This window comes from Microterricola gilva (assembly GCF_004217495.1).
GTDB classification, from domain to species: Bacteria; Actinomycetota; Actinomycetes; order Actinomycetales; family Microbacteriaceae; genus Microterricola; species Microterricola gilva.
On the sequence record NZ_SHLC01000001.1, the window covers coordinates 640538 to 664422 of the forward strand.

A 23885-nucleotide genomic window follows, 5' to 3' on the forward strand; every position below is an offset into this window, starting at 1 on the left:
TCAGTCGACGGCGGTCGTGTGCAGCTCGACGTGGCGCAGGTAGCCGGCCGCGTTGCTGCGGATGCCGTCCCGCTCGGCCTCCGTCAGCTCCCGCCGCACCTTCGCCGGCACGCCGGCGACGAGCGAGCCGGGCGGAACGATGGTGCCCTCGAGCACGACGGCGCCGGCCGCAACGAGCGAGCCCGCGCCGATGACGGCGCCGTTCAGCACCGTCGACGACATGCCGATGAGGCAGTCGTCCTCGACCGTGCAGCCGTGCAGCACGGCGCCGTGGCCGACCGAGACGTTGCGCCCAACGGTGAGCGGGAAGCCGGCATCGACGTGGCAGGACACATTGTCCTGCAGGTTCGAGCCCTCGCCGATCACGATCGGCTCATGCTCCGCCCGCAACACCGCGTTGTACCAGACACTCGAATCCTCGGCCAGGATCACGCGGCCGACGAGCACGGCACCGGCCGCGACGAAGGCGGAGTCTGCGACATCCGGTGCGGGAATGCCGTTGAGGGTGAGCACCTTGGCCAGGGGATCGATCTTCATGCCGACAGCCTAACCGCCGACCCGGCCGCCCACGCCTCTAGGATCGGGGAATGGTCAACACAGAACACCCCGCCGTCGACCGCGTGCGCGAGGCGCTGGCCGCGCACGGAGTCACGCCGGAGATCCGCTGGTTCGACGAGGCGACGCCGACCGCGCAGGCCGCTGCGGACGCCATCGGCATCGAACTTGGACAGATCGCGAACTCGCTGGTCTTCACGCTCGACGGCGAGCCGCTGCTCGTGCTCACCTCCGGCGCGCACCGCGTCGACACCGCGTGGCTCGGCGAGCAGCTGGGCGGCCACATCGCGCGGGCGAGCAAGGAGACCGTGAAGGAGGCGACGGGTCAGGTGATCGGTGGTGTCGCACCGCTCGGGCACCCGGCCCCCGTGCGCACACTGGTCGACACCGCGTTGGCCGGTTACGACGTCGTCTGGGCCGCGGCCGGACACGCCCACACCGTGTTCGCGACGAGCTACGACGAGCTGCTGCGGGTCACGGGGGGAACGCCGACGGCGGTCGAACCGCCCGCCTAGACCAGGAGCTGGTGCTTGGCGAGCTCCTTGTAGAGCGGGGTGGACTGCACGAGCTCCGAGTGGGTGCCGACTCCGACGACCTCGCCGTGGTCGAGCACCACGATCTGGTCGCTGTCGACGACCGTCGAGAGCCGGTGCGCGATCACGATGAGCGTGCGCCCCTCCGCGACGGCATCGATCGCGGCGCGCATCATCTGCTCGTTCACGCCGTCGAGGCTCGACGTCGACTCGTCCAGCAGCAGGATCGGGGGAGCAGCCAGCAGGGCCCGCGCGATGGCGAGGCGCTGCCGTTCGCCACCGGAGAGCATCACCCCGTCCTCGCCGACCGGGGCGCCGAGTCCGAGCGGGTTGCGCTCGAGCACCTCGCCGAGGTTGACGGCGCGGAGCACCCGCTCGCACTCCTCGTCGCTGGCATCCGGTGTCGCCAGCTTGAGGTTCTCGCGCAGGGTGCCGGCCAGCACGGGCGCATCCTGCTCGACGTAGCCGATCTGCGCGCGCAGCTCGGTACGCGAGAGCCCGCGGATGTCGAGGCCCGCCAGCCGCACCACACCGACGCTCGGGTCATAGAACCGCTCGATCAACGCCAGGATCGTGCTCTTGCCCGCTCCGGACGGGCCGACCAGGGCGGTGCGCTTGCCGCGCGGGGCGGCGAAGGAGACGCCGTGCAACACCGGCTGCCGGTCGGTGACGTTGCCCTCGGGCTGGTGCTCGTCGACGCTCTCGTTGGCGGGGTCAGCCTCATCTGAGTCGTTGAGCGCGTAGGCGAAGTGCACGTCGTCGAACTCGAGCGCGCTGTCATCCGTCGCCAGCAGCGCTCTGAGCTCGTCGGGCGAGACGCCGGCGAGCGGGGCGATCTCGCGGTCGTTCGCGGACTCGGTGGGGAGCTCGATGATCTCCTGGATCCGCCCGAGCGCGCCGAGCGCCGCGTTGACGGAGGTGATGGCCCCGAACGCCGTGCCGAGCGGCATGATCAGCATGAACAGGAACAGGATGAACGCGACGAGGTCGGCCACCGAGATGGCGCCGCTGGCGACACGGAAGCCGCCGACACCGAGCACGACGAGCAGCGACACCTGCATCGCGATGCCGGCGACGGGCACGACGAGCGCCGAGATGCTGGCGACCCGGATGCCGGCCTCCCATGCCCCCTTGGCTTCGTCGGAGACGGCCGCGATCTCGCGGTCGGTGGCGTTGGACGCCCGAACGGTGCGAACGGCGCTGATGGCGCGCTCGACGCTGGCGGCCAGGTCGCCGACCTTGGTCTGCGCCTGCTGGCTGGCGACCCGGATGCGGGCAGAGAGCAGGACGACGGTCACGATCGAGATCACGATCACGAGCAGGGTGAGGCCGAGAAGCACGGGGTCGATGATGAGCATCGCGATGAGCGCGCCGACGAAGGTCAGCACGCCGCCGACGGCGTCGACGAGGCCCTGGGTGAGCACCGCGCGGAGCAGGGTGGTGTCGCTGCCGACGCGCGAGACGAGGTCGCCGGTCCGGCGCGTGTCGAACTCGGCGATGGGCAGGTGCAGCATGCGGGCGACGAGCTGGCGGCGGCTGGAGAGCACGACGCCCTCACCGGTGCGCTGCAACAGGTAGTGCTGGTAGCCGCTGATGAGCGCGGCGATGACGACGAGGGCGACGAGCGCCCACACCAGCATGCCGAGCGGCTGGCCGGCCTGCACGACCTCGATCAGTTTGCCGACGAGCAGCGGCTGGGCGAGGCTCGCGGCCGCGCCGAGAATGCTGAGCACGACCACGACGCTCAGCACGGCCTTGTGCTCGAACAGATACGGCAGCAGCTGGCTGAACTTCGCGCGCGGGCCCGTTTCGACCGCTGCGCCCCTGCGGCCGAAACCGCGACGGCCCGGCGTCGCCGACGTCACGGCCTGCTTCGGCGTTGCCTGTTTCGGCGTTGCCTGATTCGGTGCTGCCGGCCCGGATGCTGTCGGCCTTGTTGTGCTGCTCACTGCTGCCTCTCAAACGACGGATGCCACGCGCTCAACTCTATTTCAGTGGCGCGTGGCATCCGGCCGGCTGGCCTGTGAAAAGGCTGGCCGCGAGCAGGGTCAGGCGTCGATGTCGACGTCCTTGGTCTCCGTGGACAGGATCAGCGCGATCAGGGTGAGCACGGCCATGACGGCGAGGTACACGCCGACCCAGAACGGGCTGCCATCGCCGGCACTCCACAGCGCGACCGCGATGAACGGCGCGACGGCCGCGCCGAGGATCGACGACACGTTGTAGCTGATGCCGGAGCCGGTGTAGCGCACGTTGGTCGGGAACAGCTCGGGCAGCAGCGCGCCCATCGGGCCGAAGGTGAGACCCATCAGCGAGAACCCGATCACGAGCCAGGCCATGACCCCGACGGTGCCCGCCCCGAGCAGCGGCACCCAGAGCAGGCCGAAGACGATGATGCCGAGCGTCACCCAGATCAGCGTCTTGCGGCGGCCCCACCTGTCGGCGAGCGGGCCGGAGATGAGGGTGAAGATGCCGAAGAACACGACGCCTGCGATGAGCATGAGCACGAAGGTGTTGTACGAGTAGCCGAGACCCGGCTGCACGGTCGGGTCCTCCGGGGTCACCGGCGAACGGCCGTAGCTGAGCGAGAACGTCGTCATCAGGTAGAACAGCACGTAGGTCGCGAGCATGAAGAAGGTGCCGAGCACCAGCTGGCGCCAGTGCTTCTGGAACACGGTGGCCAGCGGCAGCTTGGTGAGCTTGCCCGCCGCGGATGCCGACGAGAACGCGGTCGACTCGACGAGGCGCAGACGCACCCAGAGGCCGACAATGACCATCACGACCGAGAACAGGAACGGGATTCGCCAACCCCACTCGAGGAACGCCTCCGACGGCATCGACGGGTCGTCAGACGGGAGGGCGGCCGCGATGATCAGGAACAGGCCGTTCGCGATGATGAAGCCGATCGGCGCACCGAGTTGGGGGAAGGTGCCGTACCACGCACGCTTGCCCTTCGGCGCGTTCTCGGTGGCGACGAGCGCTGCACCCGACCACTCGCCTCCGAGCGCGAAGCCCTGGGCGATGCGCAGGATCACAAGCAGCAGCGGGGCGAGCCACCCCACCATGAGATAGGTCGGCAACAGGCCGATCGCGAAGGTCGCGATACCCATTGTGAGCAGGGCCCCGACGAGGGTGGCCTTGCGGCCGTGCTTGTCGCCGAGGTGGCCGAAGATGACGGCGCCGATGGGGCGCGCGACCATCGCGGCGCCGAAGACGGCGAAGGACTGCAGGAGTGCTGTCGTCGCGTCGCCGGCGGGGAAGAAGAGGTGGGGGAAGACGAGCACGGCGGCCGTGGCGTAGACGTAGAAGTCGTAGAACTCGATCGTCGTGCCGATGAGACTGGCGAGGATCACCCGGCTGCGCGGGTTAGCCGGCGCCGACGAGCTCGATGCGGCCGGTGGGGCCTGAGGGGTGGGGGACGGGGATGGTGCAGACATGCGTGAAAAGCTCCGATGGGCGCGCCAATGGTGCAGAGATCAGTGGCGCGGAAATGCGAATCCACGGGGTGTGAGCGTCGATCGGGCGCACGGGGCCACGGTGGTGAGGCGAGAGGTGTCGCTTGTGGCAACCAATCAAGCCTACGCGGGGTTCAACGCCGAACCGGCCGTGATCCGGGCCGGAACCCATCGAAAGACTGATTGTTTCAACCCGGCCGCTGACTAGGCTGGGGATATGGATACTCTGTTCAGCATTTTGCACGTCGTCAGTGCCGTCTTCATCGTCGGCCCGATGGCCATCCTGCCCATGACCGCCATGCGTGCTGTCCGTGCGGGAAACGGCGCCCAGGTCGCGGTGCTGGCCAAGTCCACCAACCTGATGAGCCTGCTCTCGCTGATCGTCGTCGTGTTCGGCTTCGGCGTCATGGGCATGTCAGACCCGAAGTACGACCTGTCCGTCACCACCCCGTGGGTCCTCTGGTCGATCATCCTCTACCTGGTCGCGCTCGGCATCTCGCTGTTCGTCGTCGTCCCGACCATGCGCAAGGCCGCTGAGGCGCTGCAGGCGAACGACGGCACGACCACCGCTGCCGCACCGGTCAAGTACCCGGCAATCGCCGCTGGCAGTGGCGTCGTTGCGCTTCTGCTCGTCGCCGTCACCGTCCTCATGGTCTGGAAGCCGTAACACCATCACGCCGGCTCGCGCCGACGAACGAAGCCCTGGGCGTTTCGCTGAAACGCTCAGGGCTTCGTCGATTGATCCTGTCTGACTCGTTGATTGAGCCTGTCGAAATCAGGCGCGCAGCGCCGAGAGGGCCCTCGCGGTCGCGATGGCGGCCGTCGCGGCCTCCTCGCCCTTGTCCTCTTTCGAGCCGGGGAGGCCGGCGCGGTCGAGTCCCTGCTGCTCGTCGTCGAGGGTGAGCACGCCGAATCCGACGGGCTTGCCCGTGTCGAGCGCCACGCGGGTGAGGCCGTCCGTTGCCGCGGCGGAGACGTACTCGAAGTGCGGGGTTCCGCCGCGGATGATCACGCCGAGCGCGACGACCGCATCGGCACCGGCCTCAAGGGCGGCCTTGCAGACGACGGGCAGCTCGAAGCTGCCGGGAACCCGCACGATCTCGTAGTCGGCCCCGGATGCCGTGAGCACGCGCTCCGCGCCGGCGATCAGTCCGTCGGTGATGACCTCGTGCCACTGCCCGGCCACGATCACGATGCGCAGCCCGCTGCCGTCGATCGTCGCGCCGAGTGCTGCCGTTGGGGATCCTGCTCCGCTCATGATGCGTGCCCTTCTAGAAGTTCTTCAATGGGGATGTCGCTGTTGGCATCGGCCAACTGCTGGTCGTTGATGCTGTGACCCATGCGGTCGCGCTTGGTCTCGAGGTAGCCCTCGTTGAACGCGCCGACGCCGACGACGAGCGGAACCCGCTCGCCGACGCGCACGCCGTGCAGCTCGAGCTGGCGCACCTTCTCCGGGTTGTTGGTGAGCAGGCGCACCGCGTCGATGCCGAGATCGTCGAGGATCGCGGCCGCCGCACCGTAGTCGCGGGAGTCGGCGGGCAGGCCGAGCGCGAGGTTCGCGTCCAGCGTGTCGAGGCCGTCCTCCTGCAGGCGGTAGGCGCGCAGCTTGTTGATCAGGCCGATGCCGCGGCCTTCATGCCCGCGCAGGTATATGACGATTCCGCCATCGCGCTGGATCGTCGCGAGGGCCGCGTCCAGCTGTGGCCCGCACTCGCACTTGAGTGAGCCGAAGGCCTCACCGGTCAGGCACTCCGAGTGCACCCGGACGAGCGGAGCCTGCGTGCCTGGCTCGCCGGCGATGATGGCCACGTGGTCGGCGCCGCTCGTGCGGTCGCGGTAGGCGCGCACCCGGAACGGTCCGTGCGTCGTGGGGATCGTGGTCTCGACCTCGAAGATGACGCGCACATTCTCGACGACGGATGCCGCGGCATCCGCCTCGTCGTCGTGCTGTGTGTGCAGCCACTCGGCGATCGCGGCGACGGTTGTCACCGGCAGGCCCTCGCGCTCGCCGAGCTCGAGCAGCCCGGGCAGGCGCATCATCTCGCCGTCGTCGGCGACGAGCTCGCCGATGACGCCGACGGGGCTGAGCCCGGCCATCAGCATGAGGTCGACGGCGGCCTCGGTGTGGCCTGCACGTTCGCGCACTCCGCCGGCGACGGCGCGCAGCGGGAGCACGTGACCGGGGCGGATCAGGCTGGCCGGCTGAGAATCCGGGTCGGCGAGCACCCGCAGCGTGCGGGCCCGGTCACCGGCGCTGATGCCGGTCGTCACGCGCTCCGCGGCGTCGACGGTGATCGTGTACGCGGTGTTGCGGGCGTCCTCGTTGGCCTCGACCATGAGCGGCAGGCCCAATCGGTCCGCGAAGTCGGCCGGCATCGGCGCGCACAGGAAGCCGCTGGTGTTGCGCACCATCCACGCGATCCACTCCTGGCTGGCCAGCTCGGCCGAGAGGATGGCGTCGCCCTCGTTCTCGCGGCCCTCGTCATCGGCCACGATCACGGGCTTGCCAGCGCGCAGTGCCGCGATCACCTCCGGCATCGTCGACAGGCTCATGAGGCGCTCCTTACTGATTCGGCGGATGCCGCGCTCTGCAGCGCGAACATCCGTGCAACGTGACGGGCCAAGATGTCGGTCTCGATGTTGACGCGGTCGCCCACGACGCGCTCGCCGAGCGTCGTCGCCACGAGCGTCTCCGGAATGAGTGACACCTCGAACCACTGCTCAGCCGCGGCGGCATCGCTGATGTTGCTCACGGTGAGCGAGACGCCGTCGACCGCGATCGATCCCTTGTCGACGACGAGGGGGGCGAGCGCGGCATCGAGGCTGAAACGCACGACGCGCCACGCGCTACCCGGCGTGATCGCGAGCACTGTCGCCGTGCCGTCGATGTGGCCCTGCACGATGTGGCCGCCGAGTCGGTCGCCGACCTCGGCCGCCCGCTCGAGGTTCACGGCACGGCCGGCCGCGGCATCCTTCAGCGTGCTCATCGTGAGGGTCTGCGCCATCACGTCGGCCGTGAAGGTGTCGGCGTCGCTGGCGACGACGGTCAGGCAGACCCCGCTCACCGCGATGGAGTCACCGTGGCCGGCGTCGCTGACGACCAGCGGGCCGCGCACCGTGAGGCGGGCGGCGTCGCCTGAACGTTCGACGCGTTCGATGCGGCCGAGCTCCTCGATGATTCCTGTAAACACGTCAGTGTCCTTTCGCGGCTGTGGCCGGCTGGGCAGTGGGGGGAGTGGTGGGGGCGGCGACGAGCAGAAGGTCGGCGCCGAGGCGTTCGACGCTCAACAGTTCGAGCCGGATGGCGCTCTCGATCGAGGGGATGCCGAGCTCGCCGAGCGCGAGTTTCGGGCCGCCGAGCAACACAGGAGCCAGGTAGATCAGCAGCTCGTCCGCGTGGCCGGCCGCGATGAACGCGCTGGCCAGCGTCGGGCCACCCTCGACGAAGAGCGAACGGATGCCGCGCGCGTGCAACTCCGCCAGCTGGGCGGGCAGATCGACGCCGTCGTAGAAGAGCGGGGCGTGCGGGTGCGAGAAGACGGTGGCATCCGGTGCCGTCCGGCGCCGGCCGAACACCACGGGAACGGGCTGCTCCGGGAGCAGCGCGCCGTGCTCGTCGCGGGCGGTGAGCGATGGGTCATCGGCCAGGACGGTTCCCGTGCCGACGGCGATGGCGTCGGCGGCGGCGCGGCGCCTGTGCACGTCGCTGCGGGCGTCGGGGCCGGTGATCCACTGGCTGGAACCATCGGATGCCGCTGCACGGCCGTCCAGGCTCGAGGCCCACTTGACGGTCACGAGGGGCCGGCCGAGACGGGCAGCAGGCAGCCAGTCGCCGAGCAGCTGCTCCCCCTCCGCGGCGAGGACGCCGCCCGTTGCCGTGATTCCCGCGGCGCGCAGACGTTCAGCGCCGCCCGCCGAGGCGGGGCCGGGGTCGGACACCGAGTAGAACACGGTCGCGACGCCGGCCTCGATCAGGGCCTCGGCGCACGGGCCGGTGCGGCCATGGTGGTTGCACGGCTCCAGGGTGACGATGGCGGTGGCGCCGCGTGCGGCGCCCGGCGCGAGCTTCGACAGCGCGTCGACCTCTGCGTGCGGGGTGCCTGCTCCACGGTGCCAGCCCTCGGCGAGCACGCTGCCGTCATCCGCCAGCAGAATGCAGCCAACCTGAGGGTTCACGCCACGGGCGGGACCGCGAGCGGCCAGCGCGAAGGCGCGGCGCATCAGCTGGTCGAGCGCGCTGCTCGGCGAGTGCATTCCCATGGCGATCCTTGTCATCAAGGCGCTCCGGGGGTGGGTGAAGGGTTTCGAGCAGGCTCGAAACTCGTCTCCTGCCGCGCGTTCGGAGCGATCCGAACGCGTTCGACAATCGACGCGTGCATCCTCCCATCCGGACTTTAACCGTCGGTGCCGGAGTTTCACCGGCTCAACCGCTCCGCTCCTGCCCGGTGTACACCAGGCAGTCACGTCACGGCTCGCGGACTTTCACCGCCGGTTCGGATTCTCACCGACCCCGGAGCACGTTTCTTGCTTCTGAGTCTAGGCCAACGCCGTACCGCGCGGATTATTCCCGCGCGATGCGAAGCATCGCGAAAGGCGGCAGCCCCAAGCACGGAAGCCTCGGGAACAGCGATCGATGCGCGCCCAGTCTCACGCAGCACGCCGTCCGCCGTGAGTAAGTCAGGCGACGCACGCGTGCGGCGTCCCGGCCCGGCCTGCCGCCGCCGCTCGCTCGCTGCCCGCGTCCGTTCTGCCTGTGTTGCGCACAGGCGCCACCGGATGACGCGCTCTCCACAGATTGGGCCAGACCCGCTCCGACGGCTCCACGGAGGGCCAGCGTTTCTCGCATGTCTTGTGCAGAGTACTTCCAAAGAATGGGCGTGGCGGTGGCGAGCACTCAGCAGCTCCTCCGCGGTGGGGCGAGTGCGCGCGACCTCACCGAGGCGGTGCGATCCGGTTCACTCGTCCGCGTGCGGCGCGGTCATTATGCGCCCGCCGGCACTGCTGCACATGTGCTCGGCGCGGTCAGGGTTGGAGGGCGTCTCGCGTGCGTCTCGGCCGCGGCGCTGTACGGCGTCTTCGTGTTTGACGCGAGCGTTTTGCACGTCCATCTGGAGCACAGCAGCTCGCGCATGCGCACGCCACAGAATCGACGGCGCCCTCTGAACTCGATGAACCGCGACGGGCTGCTGCTTCACTGGTCGCCCGTGCTCGACCCAATGGACGGCACCGAGTACAGCGTCGGACTGCGTGACGCACTCGCCCAGATCATTCGGTGCCAGTCGGCACCCTGTGCGGTTGCCGCACTCGACGGTGCGATGCACGCCGGGCTGATCGATGCGGACGCGCTGGCCGCGATCTTCGCACACGTTCCGCAGCGGTTCGCCCCGCTCCAGGGCAAGGTGAACGCCCTGAGCGAGTCCGGCCAGGAAAGCGTCTTGCGAATGATCGTGGAGGAGATGGGTCTCGACTACGAGATCCAGGTCAGCATCGACGGCGTCGGGCGGGTCGACATGGTGATCGCCGGGGTACTCGTGGTCGAAGCCGACAGTCGAGCCCACCACAAGGAGTGGGAGCAGCATGTCCGCGATCGCACCCGAGATCGCGTGCTCGCCAGCCGAGGCTACCTGACGCTCAGGCTGCTCTACCGGGACATCATGTACGACGCGGCTGGCGTGCAAGCTGCGATTCGCGGACTGCTCGCGGCACATGCCGGAGTGCGGCCGGGTGCCGCCGGTCAGTAATTCAGGCAGTGCTGCGGGCGGCCGGGACGACTTCCGCGGGGAACCGGGGGCGCTGCGGTGATGGGTCGGCACCGTGCCTGAGTTGCCGACAGCAGCGCGCCCCCCTCCCGCCTAGTCGAGCAGGGCCCGCGCGGTCGACTCGTCGACGATCAGGTCGGTCACGAGCTCGGCGCGGAGCGCCCCGCGGAGGCTCGGCAGCTTCGACAGGCCGGCAACGACGCAGACCCGCCTCGGCGTGCGCCGCAGCGCCTCGAAGCTCGGCCCGGTGCCGCGCTCGTTGAGCGCGATGCCGTCCGTCGACCCGTCCCCGCGGTAGAACACGGTTGCGACGTCGCCGATCGCGCCGTCGCGGCTAAGCGACTGGAAGTCCTCCGGCTCCAGGTAGCCGCCGGCGTAGACGTGGCTCGGCACCTCGGCGAACGGCGAGCCGATGCCGAAGAGGGCGACATCCATGCTGCCCTGCATCTGGACGACGCGCTGGGTCGAGCGCTCGCGCCACATGGCCTGCTTCGTGGCTGGATCGTCGAAGAACGCCGGAACGGGGAACTGCTGAACGTGGGCGCCGTAGGCATCACCGAAGCGGCGGAGGATCTCGGAGGCGTAGAGGATGCCGGTCGTGCGCATGTTGCCCGCACCGTTCAGCTGCACGATCTGGGAGTTGTGGGTCTGCTTGGGCGTGAGGTGCCGGCTGAGCGCGCTCATCGTCGACCCCCACGCGATGCCGAGCGACATGTTCGAGTCGAAGAACTGGCCGAGAATTCGTGCAGCGGAGAGGGCGACCCGTTCGAGCCTGTCGACGTCGCTGGCGTTCTCCGGAACGGGAACGACGTGCGCGGTGATGCCGTGCCGCTCACGGATCGCCTCTTCGATGCGGCCAGGCATGTCCCGCGGGGAGCGGATCTGGATGTCGACGAGGCCGCTCGCCCTGGCGTGGCTGAGCAGGCGGGACACCGAGGAGCGCGAGGTGTGCAGCTCGTGTGCGATCGCGTCCATCGTCAGGTCCTGCATGTAATACAGGTGCGCGGCGCGGAGGGCGTCGCGGGTCTTGGCGGTTTCGGATGCCGCGTCGAGCTCGTTCATTGCTGGTCTTCATCTCCCTGCATCCGCCCTGCACATATGTGCAGCAGCTTTGAAAGATTGTGCGGATGTGTTCAAGATGTATTCATACACACGGGGTGGCAAAGATGCAACCCGCCCTGCACGCTGAACACGTGCAGCTGAATCTGAGGAACGACGCCGAGCGATCGGCGAGTCGGAAAGCGAGAGATCGAGATGTCGGCACAGGCCAACTCCGCACAGCACACCCCTGACGCGCGGGCCACCGTCGCGGCGCTGCAGCAGCGCCCGAACGCCAGCGTCCTGATCATCGGTGCGGGCATCAACGGCATTGCCACCTTCCGCGATCTCGCCCTGCAGGGCGTGGACGTCGCCATCGTCGAGCGCGGCGACTACGTCTCCGGTGCGTCCAGCGCCTCGTCGCACATGATCCACGGCGGCATCCGCTACCTCGAGAACGGCGAGTTCCGTCTGGTCAAGGAGTCGGTCGAGGAGCGCAACAGCCTCATCAAGATCGCCCCGCACTACGTCAAGCCGCTGAAGACCACGGTGCCGATCTTCTCGACCTTCTCCGGCATCCTCTCGGCGCCGCTGCGCTTCCTGACGCACAAGTCGGGCAAGCCGACCGAGCGCGGCGCGCTGCTCATCAAGATGGGCCTCAGCCTCTACGACTCCTTCTCGCGCGACGGCGGCAGCGTTCCCCGGCACGAGTTCCGCGGCCGCAAGGAGTCGCTGCGCCAGCTCCCGGCGCTGAACCCCGACCTCAAGTACACGGCGACGTACTACGACGCGTCGATGCACGACCCGGAGCGCCTCGCCCTCGACGTGCTGCACGACGGTCTCGCCGCCGGCCCGCACGCCCGCGCGGCCAACTACGTCGAAGCCGTCGGCATCGACGAGGACGGCGTGCGCCTGCGCGACACCGTCGGTGGCGAGGTGTTCAGCATGACCGCCGACGTGATCGTCAACACCACCGGTCCATGGACCGACCTCACCAACAAGGCACTCGGCCGCCCGAGCAGCTACATGGGCGGCACCAAGGGTTCGCACATCGTGCTCGACAACCCGGCCCTGCTTGAGGCGACGGACGGGCGCGAGATCTTCTTCGAGCACGAGGACGGCCGCATCGTGCTGATCTACCCGCTCAAGGGTCGCGTGCTCGTCGGAACGACCGACCTCGAGCACGACATGACGCAGCCGATCCGCTGCACAGAGGCAGAGGTCGACTACTTCTTCGAACTCGTCGCGCACGTTTTCCCGACCATCCCCGTCGACCGCTCGGAGATCGTCTTCCGCTTCTCCGGCGTGCGCCCGCTGCCCCGCCACGACGACGAGGCGCCCGGATTCGTCTCGCGGGACTACCGCATCGAGCAGACCCCGCTCACCGAGCTGCCTGGCACGACCCTGCTCAGCCTGGTCGGCGGCAAGTGGACGACGTTCCGTGCTCTCGCCGAGCACCTCAGCACCGACATCATCGGCATCATCGGCGGCACGCGCACCCAGAGCACCGAGGGTCTCGCAATCGGTGGAGGCAAGGGCTTCCCGACCACCGACGCGGCCACCCAGGTCTGGCTCGCGAGCAACGGCGAGGAGCTCGGTCGCGAGCGCGCAGCCCAGCTCCTGGCCCGCTACGGCACGCGTGCAGAGCCGATGATCGACGAGTTGGTCAACGGCGACGGGGCCCCGGATGCCGCCCTCGCCGGCGCCCAGGACTACTCGCGCCGCGAGATCGCCTACATCGTCGCCACCGAGCAGCCCGTCCACCTGATCGACCTCGTGCTGCGCCGCACCAGCCTCGCCTTCGTCGGCGCGCTGAGCGCCGACCTGCTCACCGAGCTGGCGGACATCATGGCCGCAGGACTCGGCTGGGACGAGACCCGCAGGGCGACGGAGATCGCCGCAACCCGCGCAGAACTCGCCGAGGTTCACGGCGTGCGACTCGGCACGGCGACGCCCACCTCGAGCCTCGCCGGAGTCTGATCCACCCGCCCGAGAACGGGCGAGACGTCCAGCGAGGCGGCCGGGAGAATGCACGGATGTGCATGCGAAACGGCTGCCTCGCTAGGCCGGAGCCGGATACGGTTCTACAGGATTCGCTGAATCCACCCCTTTCGCAGAGGAACTCACCGACGCGAAGAGTCACGAAACAAACTGGAAGGTCAACGTGGACAACCTCGGAATTGTGTTCCTCTCGGAGCTGGTGGGAACCGCCATGCTCGTGCTGCTCGGCTGTGGCGTCGTCGCCAACGTCGCGCTGGCCAAGAACAAGGGGCTCGGTGGCGGCTTCCTGATGGTGAACATCGGCTGGGGCCTCGCGGTCTTCGCCGGTGTCATCGTGTCGTACGCCTCCGGTGCCCACCTCAACCCGGCCGTCACCGTCGGCCTCGTCGCCAACGGCGCGACCGAGTTCGGCAACGCGGCGCTCGGCACGACGGTCGCGGTCTCCGCGGTCTCCGTGCTGGCCTACATCGCCGCACAGTTGATCGGTGCCATGCTCGGCGCCACCTTCGTGTGGCTCGCCTACAAGCAGCACTTCGACGGTGAGCCGGATGCCGCCAACAAGCTCGGTGTCTTCTCGACCGGTCCGGCCATCCGCTCCTACGGTTGGAACCTCGTCACCGAGATCATCGGCACCTTCGTGCTCGTCTTCGTCGTGATCGGCTTCGGCCGCAACGGTGACGGTGGCGGCCTCGCAGCCCTCGGCGCGCTCCCCGTCGCCCTGCTCGTGATCGGTATCGGCGCCTCGCTCGGTGGCCCGACCGGCTACGCCATCAACCCGGCCCGTGACCTCGGCCCGCGCATCATGCACGCCGTGCTCCCGATCAAGGGCAAGGGCGGCTCCGACTGGAGCTACTCCTGGGTCCCCGTCGTCGGCCCGCTGCTCGGTGGTCTGATCGCCGGTTGGTCAGCACTCGTGCTGCTGCCGATCCTCACCTAAGCGACTTCCGCCAACCCCTTCACCCGATAGCAAAGGAGTTATCACCATGGCTGACTACGTACTCGCCATTGACCAGGGCACCACGAGCTCGCGTGCCATCGTCTTCGACAAGGCCGGATCGATCATCTCGACCGGGCAGCTCGAGCACGAGCAGATCTTCCCGCAGGCCGGCTGGGTCGAGCACAACCCCAAGGAAATCTGGGACAACACCCGTGAGGTGATCGGCCAGGCACTGTCCAAGGCGAACCTGACGCGTCACGACATCGCCTCCGTCGGCATCACGAACCAGCGCGAGACCGCTGTGGTGTGGAACAAGAACACCGGCGAGGCCGTCTACAACGCCATCGTCTGGCAGGACACCCGCACCCAGGACATCGTCGACCGCCTCGCGGCCGATGGCGGCACCGAGCGCTTCAAGCACAAGGTCGGCCTCCCGCTGGCCACCTACTTCTCCGGCACGAAGATCGTCTGGATCCTCGAGAACGTTCCCGGTGCGCGTGAGGCTGCGGATGCCGGCGAGCTCCTGTTCGGCACCACCGACAGCTGGGTTCTCTGGAACCTGACCGGCGGCGTCGAGGGCGGCGTGCACGCGACGGACGTCACGAACGCTTCGCGCACCCTGTTCATGGACCTCGAGACGCTGCAGTGGGACGACGAGATCCTCGCGATCTTCGGTGTTCCGCGTTCGATGCTGCCCGAGATCAAGTCCTCCTCCGAGGTCTACGGTCACGCCGACGAGCACTCGCTCCTGCGCGAGACCCCGATCGCCGGCATCCTGGGCGACCAGCAGGCCGCGACCTTCGGCCAGGCCGCCTTCGCCACCGGCGAGGCCAAGAACACCTACGGCACCGGCAACTTCCTCATCTTCAACACCGGTGAGGAGATCGTCCACTCCAAGAACGGTCTGCTGACGACCGTCGGCTACAAGCTCGGCGATGCGCCGGTGCACTACGCGCTCGAGGGCTCGATCGCCGTCACCGGCTCGCTCGTGCAGTGGATGCGCGACAACCTCGGCATCATCGAGTCGGCTGCCGACATCGAGGCGCTCGCGAACACCGTCGACGACAACGGTGGCGCGTACTTCGTGCCGGCGTTCTCCGGCCTCTTCGCCCCGCACTGGCGTGCAGACGCCCGCGGCGCACTGGTCGGCCTGACCCGCTACGTCAACAAGGGACACATCGCGCGTGCCGCCCTCGAGGCGATCGCGTTCCAGACCCGCGAGGTCATCGACGCGGTCAACGCCGACTCCGGCGTGCCGCTGACCGAGCTCAAGGTCGACGGCGGTGCGACGGCGAACAACACGCTGCTGCAGTTCCAGGCCGACATCCTGAACGTTCCCGTCGTGCGCCCCGTCGTCGCCGAGACCACGGCCCTCGGTGCGGCCTACGCCGCCGGCCTGGCCGTCGGTTTCTGGAGCGACCTGGACGACCTCGCCAAGAACTGGCAGGAAGACAAGCGCTGGGAGCCGAACATGGAATCCGGCGAGCGTGACCGTCTCTACCGCAACTGGAAGAAGGCCGTCACGAAGACGCTCGACTGGGTCGACGACGACGTCAAGTAATCAGACTGCCGCTGGTTGAGCCACCCGCTGGTTGAGCAAGCCTCCGCTGGTTGAGCTTGTCGAAACCCCGAAGCCCCGCACTCGACTGAGTGCGGGGCTTCTTGCTGCTCCCGTCCGTGCTGGGATCCGAGATGTTGCTCCTCAGCTCAAACAATGACGGCGAAGCTCGGGCCCCGGACCTGCAGATCGCTTGCGATTTTCTGCGGGTGGGGCCCAAGCTTCGCCGTCATAACTCGACACCCCGCAACACCCCGGATCCCCAGGAGGGCCGGGTGTGGCAGGCCGTTCCGGCCAGCGGCCAGCGGCCAGCGGCCAGCGGCCAGCGGCCGGCGGGTCAGCGGGCGAGGAGAGCCGGGGTGAGTTCGTCGAGCGTGGCGATCTCGAGCACGCCCAGGGCGGCGGCGTCCGCGGCATCCTCGGGGGAGGGGGAGATGCCGTCGCGGTTCAGCCAGACGCCGGTGAGCCCGGCGCCTGCCGCGCCGATCGCGTCGGTGCGGAGGCGGTCGCCGACGTACACGCCGGAGGCGGGCGCAACGCCGAAGGCGGCACAGGCCGCCTCGAAGATGCGCGGGTCCGGCTTCGCGACGCCGAGGGCTCCCGAGGCGACGAAGCGCTCGGGGTGCACGTCCAGGCCCATGCGGGAGGTCAACTCCACGCGGTCGAGCTTGCGTTGCTGGAAGGCGGGGTCGCCGTTCGTGATGATGCCGAGCCCGACGCCAGGGAACGCAGCGTCGAGCGCGTCGAGGCAGCGGAGCGCGTCCTCGTGCAGCGTCCAGGCCGCCGTGTAGTGCTCGAAGTACTCGTCGAACCAGGCGCCGCTTGCCGCGTCTCCGAGGTGCACGCCGTGGGCGGCGGCGAAGTCGCGGGCGCGGGCCCTGCGCTGCCCCTCGAAGTCGAGGGTGCCCTCGAGGTAGGAGTGGTAGTGCTTCTCCTCGAGCGCGTGCCAGAGGGCGACGGCATCCGGGGTGTGCACACCGTCGAAGCCGCCGAGCTGGTCGATGTGCGCGAGGATGCCGCTGGCCACCGCCGTGCGGTGGGCGAACAGGGTGTCGTCGAGGTCGAAGAGCACCGCGCCGATGGGCACCGCGCCGATGGGCTCAGCGCCGTCGGGGTTCGTCCGGGCGTCGCTCATGCGTCGACCACCTCCTGCGGCCAGCCGTGGTGCACGGAGCGGATGCCGGGGGCCAGAGTGGCGTGCCAGCTCTGGGGGACCGTGCCGTCGCGCCCCGGGTCGCTCGCCGGTGCGACACCGATGTAGCGGAAGCCGGACTTCCTGGCGACGCGGGCCGAGGCGATGTTGCCCACAATCGCCTCCCAGAGCACCTCAGAGGCGTCGGGGATGCCGCCGTCGAAGACCCAGTCGGAGACGGCGGACACCGCTTCCGGCATGTAGCCGAATCCGCGGTGCTCCGCGCCGAGCCAGAAGCCGAGGTCGTGGCGCCGAAGCCGGAGGCCGAGCATGCCGATCAGCCGCCCGTCGTGCAGGCGCACGGCCCACGTCGCCTCCGAGTCGTCGCGCCAGCCGGCTGGAACGAAGTCAGAGACGAACCCGACCGCGTGCTCGCGGGTGTACGGCCACGGCGTCGGCAGGTACTTCTCGAAGGCGGCGTCGGTGCAGTACTCGGCGATGGCGTCGACGTCGTCCGGACCCGGCTGGTTCAGGACCAGCCGGGTCGTGCGCAACTCGAACGGCTGCATGATCTGCCCTAGCGGACGCGCCGCAGGAAGCCGATGCGGTCGTAGACGGTCTCGAGCGTGGTGTCGGCGATCGCCGAGGCGCGAGCGGCGTTGCCGGCCAGCACGCGGTCCAGCTCGGCCGGGTCGTCGAGAAGCGCGGTCGCCCGTTCGCGGATCGGCGAGAACTCCGCGACCACGAGCTCGACGAGCTCCTTCTTGAAGTCGCCGTAGCCGCGACCCGCGAAGGCATCCTCGATCTCGGTGAGCGAGCGCCCGGAGAACACCTGGAAGATCGTCATCAGGTTCGAGACGCCGGGCTTGTTCTCCCGATCGAAGCGTACGACGGCCTCGTCGTCGGTCACCGCGCGCATGATCTTCTTCTTGATCGCGCCTGGCTCGTCGAGCAGCCACAGGATGCCCGCGGGGGACTCGCCGGACTTCGACATCTTCGACCCGGGGTTCTGCAGGTCGTAGATGCGGGCCGTCTCCTTCTGGATGACCGGTTCCGGAATGGTGAAGGTGTCGCCGAAACGGGCGTTGAAGCGGGTCGCGAGGTCGCGGGTGAGCTCGACGTGCTGTTTCTGGTCGTCACCGACCGGAACGACCTCGCTCTGGTAGAGCAGGATGTCGGCCGCCATCAGCACCGGGTAGGTGAAGAGGCCGACCGAGGTGGCGTCCGCGCCCTGCTTCTTCGACTTGTCCTTGAACTGCGTCATCCGACCGGCCTCGCCGAAGCCCGTGATGGTGTTGAGGATCCAGGCGAGTTCCGCGTGGGCTGGCACGTGCGACTGCACGTAGAGGGTCGAGTTCTCCGGGTCGATGCCGGCCGCGATGTACTGCGCGGCGGTGCGGCGCGTCTTCTCGCGCAGCTCGGCCGGGTCCTGCGGCACGGTGATGGCGTGCATGTCGACGACGGAGAACAGTGCGTCGTGGGTCGTCTGCAGCTGCTTCCACTGCAGCAGGGCGCCGATGTAGTTGCCGGCGTGCAGCGAGTCCGCCGATGGTTGCATGCCCGAGTACAGGCGGGGGAGGGAAGTCATAGTGCTCATTTCAAGGCTGTGGTGAGAAAGGCCGTGCGCCGCCGATCGGCGGCGAACACGGGGTGTCTAGATGGCGTAGTCGACGACGACGGGGGCGTGGTCGGACCATCGCTCTGCGTACGACGGCGCGCGGTCGATCGTGTAGTTCACGGCAGTCGCAGCCAGCGCAGGGCTCGCCAGGTGGTAGTCGATGCGCCATCCGGTGTCGTTGTCGAATGCCTGACCGCGGTTGGACCACCAGGAGTACGGGCCGTCGACCTCGCCGGCCCACTTGCGTCCGACATCGACCCAGCCGAGGCCGGCGCCGCTGTTGTAGTCAGCCTCGTTCTCTGCTCCGACGAAGCGGTCGAAGTAGGCGCGCTCCTCCGGCAGGAAGCCGGCGCGCTTCACATTGCCCTTCCAGTTCTTGATATCGAGCGTGCGGTGTCCGACGTTCAGATCGCCGAGCACGAGCGCGTACGGCGAGTGCGCGGCGAGCTCTGGCAGCCTGGCCTCCATGGCATCGAGGAACTTGTACTTCTCGACCTGCTTGTCGGTGCCGGCCTCGCCGGAGTGCACATAGGTGCTGACGACGGTGATGATGCTGTCGCCGACGCGGTAGTCGGCCTCGAGCCAGCGCCCGGCGCTGTCGAAGTCCACGGCGCCGAGCTCGACGCGGTGGATCTCGGCGTTGCGGCGGCTGGCGAGCGCGACGCCCGCGCGGCCCTTGGCCGTTGCCGCGTCGTGCAGGATGTTCCACTCGTCGCCGAGGAGCTCCTCGAGGTGGCTGGTGTCTGCGCGCACCTCTTGCAGCGCCAGGATGTCGACGTCGCGGCCGGCCAGCCAGTCGCCCATCCCGTTGCGGTAGGCGGCGCGCACGCCATTCACGTTGACAGAGGCAATACGCAGTGGCGACGACGCAGAAGACATGACCTCAGTCTAGATTGCCGCGCGAGGCGTCGCCCTGACGGCCGTGCCGAGCCGGGGCGGATGCCGCGGCATCCGGTGCCCGTTCGTGTCTCTGCTCTCGCAGGACCTGGTCGTAGTGCTGCTTCGCGATCCTGAGCTGCAGGGCAGCGGCGGGGCGGCGGAACCACGGGGCCGTGTCGTGGGCGCGCTTGGCATCACGAAGCTCAACCTCGGCGGCGAGACGCACCGCACGGCGTTCGGCTTCCCTGCGCTCGGCCGCGAGCTGCTCCTGCGTCACGCTGCGCAGCGAGATGCCCCGGTCGCCGGCTGCGACGGCGATCCACGCGGCGGCGACGAGGGTGACGATGCTGGTGAGCCTGAACCACAGCAGCAGACCGACGAAGACGGCGAACGTCGCCAGCAGCGGGTTGTTCGTCACACTCCCGATCAGGGTGCCGCCGAGCACCTGGAGCACGGTGAGCGCGCCGCCACCGAGGAACGATCCGCCCCAGAGCCTGCGCCACGGCACGCTGGCACCGGAGAGGAAGCGGAACATCGCCGCGAGCACCCCGGTGTTGATGATCAGTACGAGCAGGAGGCCGACGGAGCCACCGGCCACCCTGTACCAGAACGAGTCACTCGAGATTCCGAGCACCTGGAACATCCAGCTCACCGCGGCCGTGCTCACGACGGTGAGTGCGGAGGCGAACAGCAGCACCACACCGAATACGAGTGCCGCGAGCAGGTCCCTGGCCTTCAGCAGAACGTAGGAGCGGGTGTCCTTCGGGAGCCCGAACACGCTGCGCACGCCGAGCCTCGAGTACGTGACCCAGCCAATGGCGGTCCAGATCAAGCCGGCGGCCGCGATGATGCCTGTCCAGCTGAGGAGGAAGGTCGATGAGTCGGCCAACGCGGCGAGGTCGCTGGGCTTGATCGCACCCTGCTCGCCGATCAGACCGGGCACATAGGTGTTGATGAGGTCCTCGAGTGCCTGCATCGTTCCGGGGCGGTTCGCGAACCAGATGCCCGCGACGGAGAAGACGACGTAGACGGCGGCGAACACGGCGAAGAGTGCCTGATAGCTCATGCCAGCGGCAAGCAGGAAGCCGTTTCGGGCGAGGAAGTGCCGCCACACACGGACGGGGAACAGCGCAAGCGTCTTCTGGGTGATCTCGGTCACCCGCTGCACCGGCTCGCCGAAGCGCTCACGCAGCGGCTCGCCGAAAGCGTCGAGAGACTCCCAGCGATGCCGCTCGGCCTCTTGCCCTGCGGCGGGGCTGCTCTCGTCACGGCTCACAGTCTCACCCTAGCGGCGCGGCGCGCAGCGCCGCGAAAGGCTTGGCGCGCAGCGCCAAGCAAGGCGGCAGCCCATACTAAGGCAACCTCAAAAACCGTGACCGATGCTGGTGCGGTTTCGGCACGCCCCACCGGTGCGGTCGTCGCGGGGTTTCGACAGGCCCAACCAACGGAGTTCCCGCCGAGGGCTCAGGGCTTCGGTCGCTGGCGCTCCCTCAAGCCAGCGTGGGTTGCGCGGCGTTCGGCCGGCGAGGGATCAGGGCTTCGGTCGCTGGCGCTCCCTCAAGCCAGCGGGGGTTGCGCGGCGTTCGGCCGGCGTACCGGGTTTCGACAGGCTCAACCAACGGGGTTCCCGGTGCGTCCGTCTGAGCGCGGGCCCGGATTGTGTGCACCGGCACGGGGTATTTGCCGGGCCGGCGCGATTTTCCCGGGCCTGGAAATGGTCTCGACAGGCTCAACCAGCGGACCTCGGCGAAACGCCGGCGCGCACGACGAAGCCCCCTCCGGAAATCCAGAGGGGGCCTCGTTCACGCGGCGGATGCTATGGCTTGCCGCGCATGATGGCCTGCTTGACCTCGGCGATGGCCTGGGTCACCTGGATGCCGCGGGGGCATGCCTCTGAACAGTTGAAGGTGGTGCGGCAGCGCCACACGCCTTCCTTGTCGTTCAGGATGTCGAGGCGAACCTTGGCGTCCTCGTCACGGGAGTCGAAGATGAAGCGGTGCGCGTTGACGATGGCGGCCGGGCCGAAGTACTGGCCGTCCGTCCAGAACACCGGGCAGCTCGAGGTGCAGGCTGCGCAGAGGATGCACTTGGTGGTGTCGTCGAAGCGCTCGCGCTGGGCGACGGTCTGGAGGCGCTCCTTGCCGCCCTCCGGCGCCTTGTTGGCGATGAGGAAGGGCTGCACCTCGCGGAACGACGCGAAGAACGGCTCCATGTCGACGATGAGGTCCTTCTCCAGCGGGAGGCCCTTGATGGCCTCGACGTAGATCGGCTTCGAGATGTCGAGGTCCTTGATCAGCGTCTTGCAGGCGAGGCGGTTGCGGCCGTTGATGCGCATGGCGTCAGAGCCGCAGATGCCGTGCGCGCAGGAACGGCGGAACGTCAGCGAGCCGTCCTGCTCCCATTTGATCTTGTGCAGGGCGTCGAGCACGCGGTCGGTGGCGTACATCTCGACGTCGAAGTCCTGCCAGCGCGGCTCCTCGTCCACCTCGGGGTCGAAGCGGCGGATCAGGAACGTGACCGTGAACGGGGTGACGGCCGGGTCTGCGTTGCCCGGGCGGTCGGCGGCAATCGTCGTGCTGCTCACGATTAGTACTTCCTTTCCATGGGCTGGTAGCGCGTGATGGTGACGGGCTTCCAGTCCAGACGGATGTGGTCGGCGGCATCCGCCGAGTGGGGGTCGCCGGAGAGGTACGCCATGGTGTGCTTCATGTACGTCTCGTCGTCGCGGTTGGGGTAGTCGTCGCGCATGTGGCCGCCGCGGCTCTCCTTGCGGTTGCGCGCGGAGAAGACGACCACCTCGGCCAGGTCGAGCAGGAAGCCGAGCTCGACGGCCTCGAGCAGGTCCGTGTTGAAGCGGTGGCCCTTGTCCTGCACCGCCACGTTCTTGTACCGCTCGCGCAGGCCGTGGATGGTCTGGGTGACCTCGGCCAGAGACTCGTCGGTGCGGAACACCTGTGCCTTGGCGTCCATCATGTCCTGCAGCTCCTTGCGGAGCACGGAGACGCGCTCGGTTCCCGTCGAGGTGCGGATGCTGTCGATGAGCCCGCGCACGGCCGCGGCCGGGTCGGCGGGAAGCGGGGTGAACTCCGCGGTCTTGGAGTACTCGACGGCGTTCTGGCCGGCGCGCTTGCCGAAGACGTTGATGTCAAGCAGCGAGTTCGTGCCGAGGCGGTTCGAGCCGTGCACCGAGACGCAGGCGCACTCGCCTGCGGCGTAGAGGCCGGGAACGACGGTGTTGTTGTCACGCAGCACCTCGGCGGCGACGTTGGTGGGGATGCCGCCCATCGCGTAGTGCGCGGTCGGCATCACGGGAACGGGCTCTGTCACCGGGTCGACACCGAGGTAGGTGCGCGCGAACTCGGTGATGTCCGGCAGCTTGGTCTCGAGCACCTCTGCACCCAGGTGGGTGCAGTCGAGGTAGACGTAGTCCTTGTGCGGGCCGGCGCCGCGGCCCTCCGCGACCTCCTGGACCATGCACCGGGCGACGATGTCGCGCGGGGCGAGGTCCTTGATGGTGGGGGCGTAGCGCTCCATGAAACGCTCACCGCTGGCGTTGCGGAGGATCGCTCCCTCACCGCGGGCGCCCTCGGTGAGCAGGATGCCGAGGCCTGCCAGGCCGGTCGGGTGGAACTGGAAGAACTCCATGTCCTCCAGCGGGAGGCCCTTGCGCCAGATGATGCCGACGCCGTCACCGGTGAGGGTGTGTGCGTTGGAGGTCGTCTTGTAGATCTTTCCAAAGCCGCCGGTTGCGAAGATGATCGCCTTGGCCTGGAACACGTGCAGCTCGCCGGAGGCGAGGTCGTAGGCGACGACGCCCGACGGCTGGTCGACACCGTCGACGTTCGTCATGACGAGGTCGAGCACGTAGTACTCGTTGAAGAAGTTGATGCCGTGCTTGACGCAGTTCTGGTACAGCGTCTGCAGGATCATGTGGCCGGTGCGGTCGGCCGCGTAGCAGGCACGACGCACGGGCGCCTTGCCGTGGTCGCGGGTGTGACCGCCGAAGCGGCGCTGGTCGATCTTGCCCTCAGGCGTGCGGTTGAACGGCAGGCCCATGTTCTCGAGGTCGAGGACCGCGTCGATGGCCTCCTTGGCCAGGATCTCTGCGGCATCCTGGTCGACCAGGTAGTCGCCACCCTTGATCGTGTCGAAGGTGTGCCACTCCCAGTTGTCTTCCTCGACGTTGGCGAGCGCAGCAGCCATGCCGCCCTGCGCCGCACCGGTGTGCGAGCGCGTCGGGTACAGCTTGGAGATCACGGCGGTCTTGGCGTGCGGACCGGCCTCGATCGCCGCGCGCATGCCTGCGCCACCGGCGCCGACGATCACGACATCGAACTGGTGGTAGTGCACGCCGTCAACGATGGTGTGGTCGGCGCTGTCGAACGATGAGGACTGGGTCACAGTGGCATCCGTACTTTGT

Annotated in this window: 21 protein-coding genes and 1 riboswitch; of the genes, 6 read left to right on the plus strand and 15 right to left on the minus strand. The window is 68.5% G+C overall.

Annotation, left to right across the window (positions count from 1 at the left end; genetic code table 11):
* The gene (locus EV379_RS02855; RefSeq protein ID WP_130504814.1) at window positions 1-537 is read right to left on the minus strand and encodes a gamma carbonic anhydrase family protein; all 537 of its coding nucleotides are present in this window, start codon (window positions 535-537) and stop codon (window positions 1-3) included.
* A gap of 50 nt (window positions 538-587) precedes the next feature.
* Here EV379_RS02855 and EV379_RS02860 point away from each other — a divergent pair, with 50 nt between their 5' ends.
* Entirely contained in the window at window positions 588-1070 is a 483-nt protein-coding gene (locus EV379_RS02860; RefSeq protein ID WP_130504815.1) for a YbaK/EbsC family protein, read from the plus strand.
* Here EV379_RS02860 and EV379_RS02865 read toward each other — a convergent pair.
* The gene (locus tag EV379_RS02865; RefSeq protein ID WP_130507255.1) at window positions 1067-2953 is read right to left on the minus strand and encodes an ABC transporter ATP-binding protein; all 1887 of its coding nucleotides are present in this window, start codon (window positions 2951-2953) and stop codon (window positions 1067-1069) included. The genes EV379_RS02860 and EV379_RS02865 overlap by 4 nt on opposite strands.
* A gap of 183 nt (window positions 2954-3136) precedes the next feature.
* Window positions 3137-4525, minus strand: a complete 1389-nt coding sequence (locus EV379_RS02870; protein WP_130504816.1) for an MFS transporter — start codon at window positions 4523-4525, stop codon at window positions 3137-3139.
* Window positions 4526-4760: 235 nt separating this feature from the next.
* Here EV379_RS02870 and EV379_RS02875 point away from each other — a divergent pair, with 235 nt between their 5' ends.
* Window positions 4761-5210 carry a DUF2269 family protein gene (locus EV379_RS02875; RefSeq protein ID WP_130504817.1) on the plus strand — a complete coding sequence of 150 codons (450 nt, stop codon included), beginning with the start codon at window positions 4761-4763 and terminating at the stop codon, window positions 5208-5210.
* Between the two features lie 108 nt (window positions 5211-5318).
* Here EV379_RS02875 and ribH read toward each other — a convergent pair whose 3' ends face one another.
* From ribH to ribD, 4 genes are read right to left on the minus strand one after another with little or no spacing between them, the layout of a single operon-like run.
* Window positions 5319-5801 carry a 6,7-dimethyl-8-ribityllumazine synthase gene (gene ribH / locus EV379_RS02880; protein ID WP_130504818.1) on the minus strand — a complete coding sequence of 161 codons (483 nt, stop codon included), beginning with the start codon at window positions 5799-5801 and terminating at the stop codon, window positions 5319-5321.
* Entirely contained in the window at window positions 5798-7096 is a 1299-nt protein-coding gene (gene ribA / locus EV379_RS02885) for a GTP cyclohydrolase II (RefSeq protein ID WP_130504819.1), read from the minus strand. Before ribA ends, ribH begins: the two co-directional genes overlap by 4 nt.
* Window positions 7093-7734 (minus strand): riboflavin synthase, encoded by a 642-nt coding sequence (locus EV379_RS02890; protein ID WP_130504820.1) that lies wholly within the window; start codon window positions 7732-7734, stop codon window positions 7093-7095. Before EV379_RS02890 ends, ribA begins: the two co-directional genes overlap by 4 nt.
* Window position 7735: 1 nt before the next feature.
* The gene (gene ribD, locus EV379_RS02895) at window positions 7736-8803 is read right to left on the minus strand and encodes a bifunctional diaminohydroxyphosphoribosylaminopyrimidine deaminase/5-amino-6-(5-phosphoribosylamino)uracil reductase RibD (RefSeq protein WP_423203232.1); all 1068 of its coding nucleotides are present in this window, start codon (window positions 8801-8803) and stop codon (window positions 7736-7738) included.
* Between the two features lie 110 nt (window positions 8804-8913).
* Window positions 8914-9065, minus strand: a riboswitch (FMN riboswitch).
* A gap of 607 nt (window positions 9066-9672) precedes the next feature.
* Here ribD and EV379_RS02900 point away from each other — a divergent pair.
* Window positions 9673-10284, plus strand: coding sequence for an endonuclease domain-containing protein (locus tag EV379_RS02900; RefSeq protein WP_242616204.1), 612 nt, complete (start codon window positions 9673-9675; stop codon window positions 10282-10284).
* 111 nt (window positions 10285-10395) lie between these two features.
* On the opposite strand, the gene EV379_RS02905 is transcribed toward EV379_RS02900, so the two are convergent.
* Window positions 10396-11364 carry a sugar-binding transcriptional regulator gene (locus tag EV379_RS02905; RefSeq protein ID WP_130504822.1) on the minus strand — a complete coding sequence of 323 codons (969 nt, stop codon included), beginning with the start codon at window positions 11362-11364 and terminating at the stop codon, window positions 10396-10398.
* Between the two features lie 192 nt (window positions 11365-11556).
* On the opposite strand from EV379_RS02905, the gene EV379_RS02910 reads away from it, so the two are divergent.
* The 3 genes from EV379_RS02910 (at window position 11557) to glpK (ending at window position 15839) form a co-directional block, all read left to right on the plus strand.
* Complete coding sequence (locus tag EV379_RS02910; protein ID WP_130504823.1) at window positions 11557-13320, plus strand: glycerol-3-phosphate dehydrogenase/oxidase; 1764 nt, start codon at window positions 11557-11559, stop codon at window positions 13318-13320.
* A 232-nt stretch (window positions 13321-13552) separates the two neighbouring features.
* On the plus strand, window positions 13553-14278 hold the full coding sequence (locus tag EV379_RS02915; RefSeq protein ID WP_242616450.1) for an MIP/aquaporin family protein: 726 nt from the start codon (window positions 13553-13555) through the stop codon (window positions 14276-14278).
* A 46-nt stretch (window positions 14279-14324) separates the two neighbouring features.
* Window positions 14325-15839: a glycerol kinase GlpK gene (glpK, locus tag EV379_RS02920; RefSeq protein ID WP_130504825.1), complete on the plus strand. Its 1515-nt coding sequence runs from the start codon at window positions 14325-14327 to the stop codon at window positions 15837-15839.
* Window positions 15840-16173: 334 nt separating this feature from the next.
* On the opposite strand, the gene EV379_RS02925 is transcribed toward glpK, so the two are convergent.
* The 7 genes from EV379_RS02925 to sdhA all read right to left on the minus strand — a co-directional run bounded on the left by EV379_RS02925 (window position 16174) and on the right by sdhA (window position 23866).
* Window positions 16174-16971 carry an HAD family hydrolase gene (locus EV379_RS02925; RefSeq protein ID WP_130504826.1) on the minus strand — a complete coding sequence of 266 codons (798 nt, stop codon included), beginning with the start codon at window positions 16969-16971 and terminating at the stop codon, window positions 16174-16176.
* Window positions 16968-17537, minus strand: coding sequence for a GNAT family N-acetyltransferase (locus EV379_RS02930; RefSeq protein ID WP_130504827.1), 570 nt, complete (start codon window positions 17535-17537; stop codon window positions 16968-16970). The genes EV379_RS02925 and EV379_RS02930 overlap by 4 nt, the downstream gene beginning before the upstream one ends.
* A gap of 8 nt (window positions 17538-17545) precedes the next feature.
* Window positions 17546-18556 carry a tryptophan--tRNA ligase gene (trpS, locus tag EV379_RS02935; RefSeq protein WP_130504828.1) on the minus strand — a complete coding sequence of 337 codons (1011 nt, stop codon included), beginning with the start codon at window positions 18554-18556 and terminating at the stop codon, window positions 17546-17548.
* Window positions 18557-18622: 66 nt separating this feature from the next.
* Window positions 18623-19465 carry an exodeoxyribonuclease III gene (locus EV379_RS02940; RefSeq protein WP_130504829.1) on the minus strand — a complete coding sequence of 281 codons (843 nt, stop codon included), beginning with the start codon at window positions 19463-19465 and terminating at the stop codon, window positions 18623-18625.
* A 4-nt stretch (window positions 19466-19469) separates the two neighbouring features.
* A complete protein-coding gene (locus EV379_RS02945) occupies window positions 19470-20741 on the minus strand; it encodes a YihY/virulence factor BrkB family protein (protein WP_242616205.1) in 1272 nt (423 codons plus the stop codon).
* 540 nt (window positions 20742-21281) lie between these two features.
* Entirely contained in the window at window positions 21282-22034 is a 753-nt protein-coding gene (locus tag EV379_RS02950) for a succinate dehydrogenase iron-sulfur subunit (protein WP_242616451.1), read from the minus strand.
* Between the two features lie 17 nt (window positions 22035-22051).
* Window positions 22052-23866, minus strand: coding sequence for a succinate dehydrogenase flavoprotein subunit (gene sdhA, locus EV379_RS02955; protein ID WP_130504831.1), 1815 nt, complete (start codon window positions 23864-23866; stop codon window positions 22052-22054).
* Between the last annotated feature and the right edge of the window lie 19 nt (window positions 23867-23885).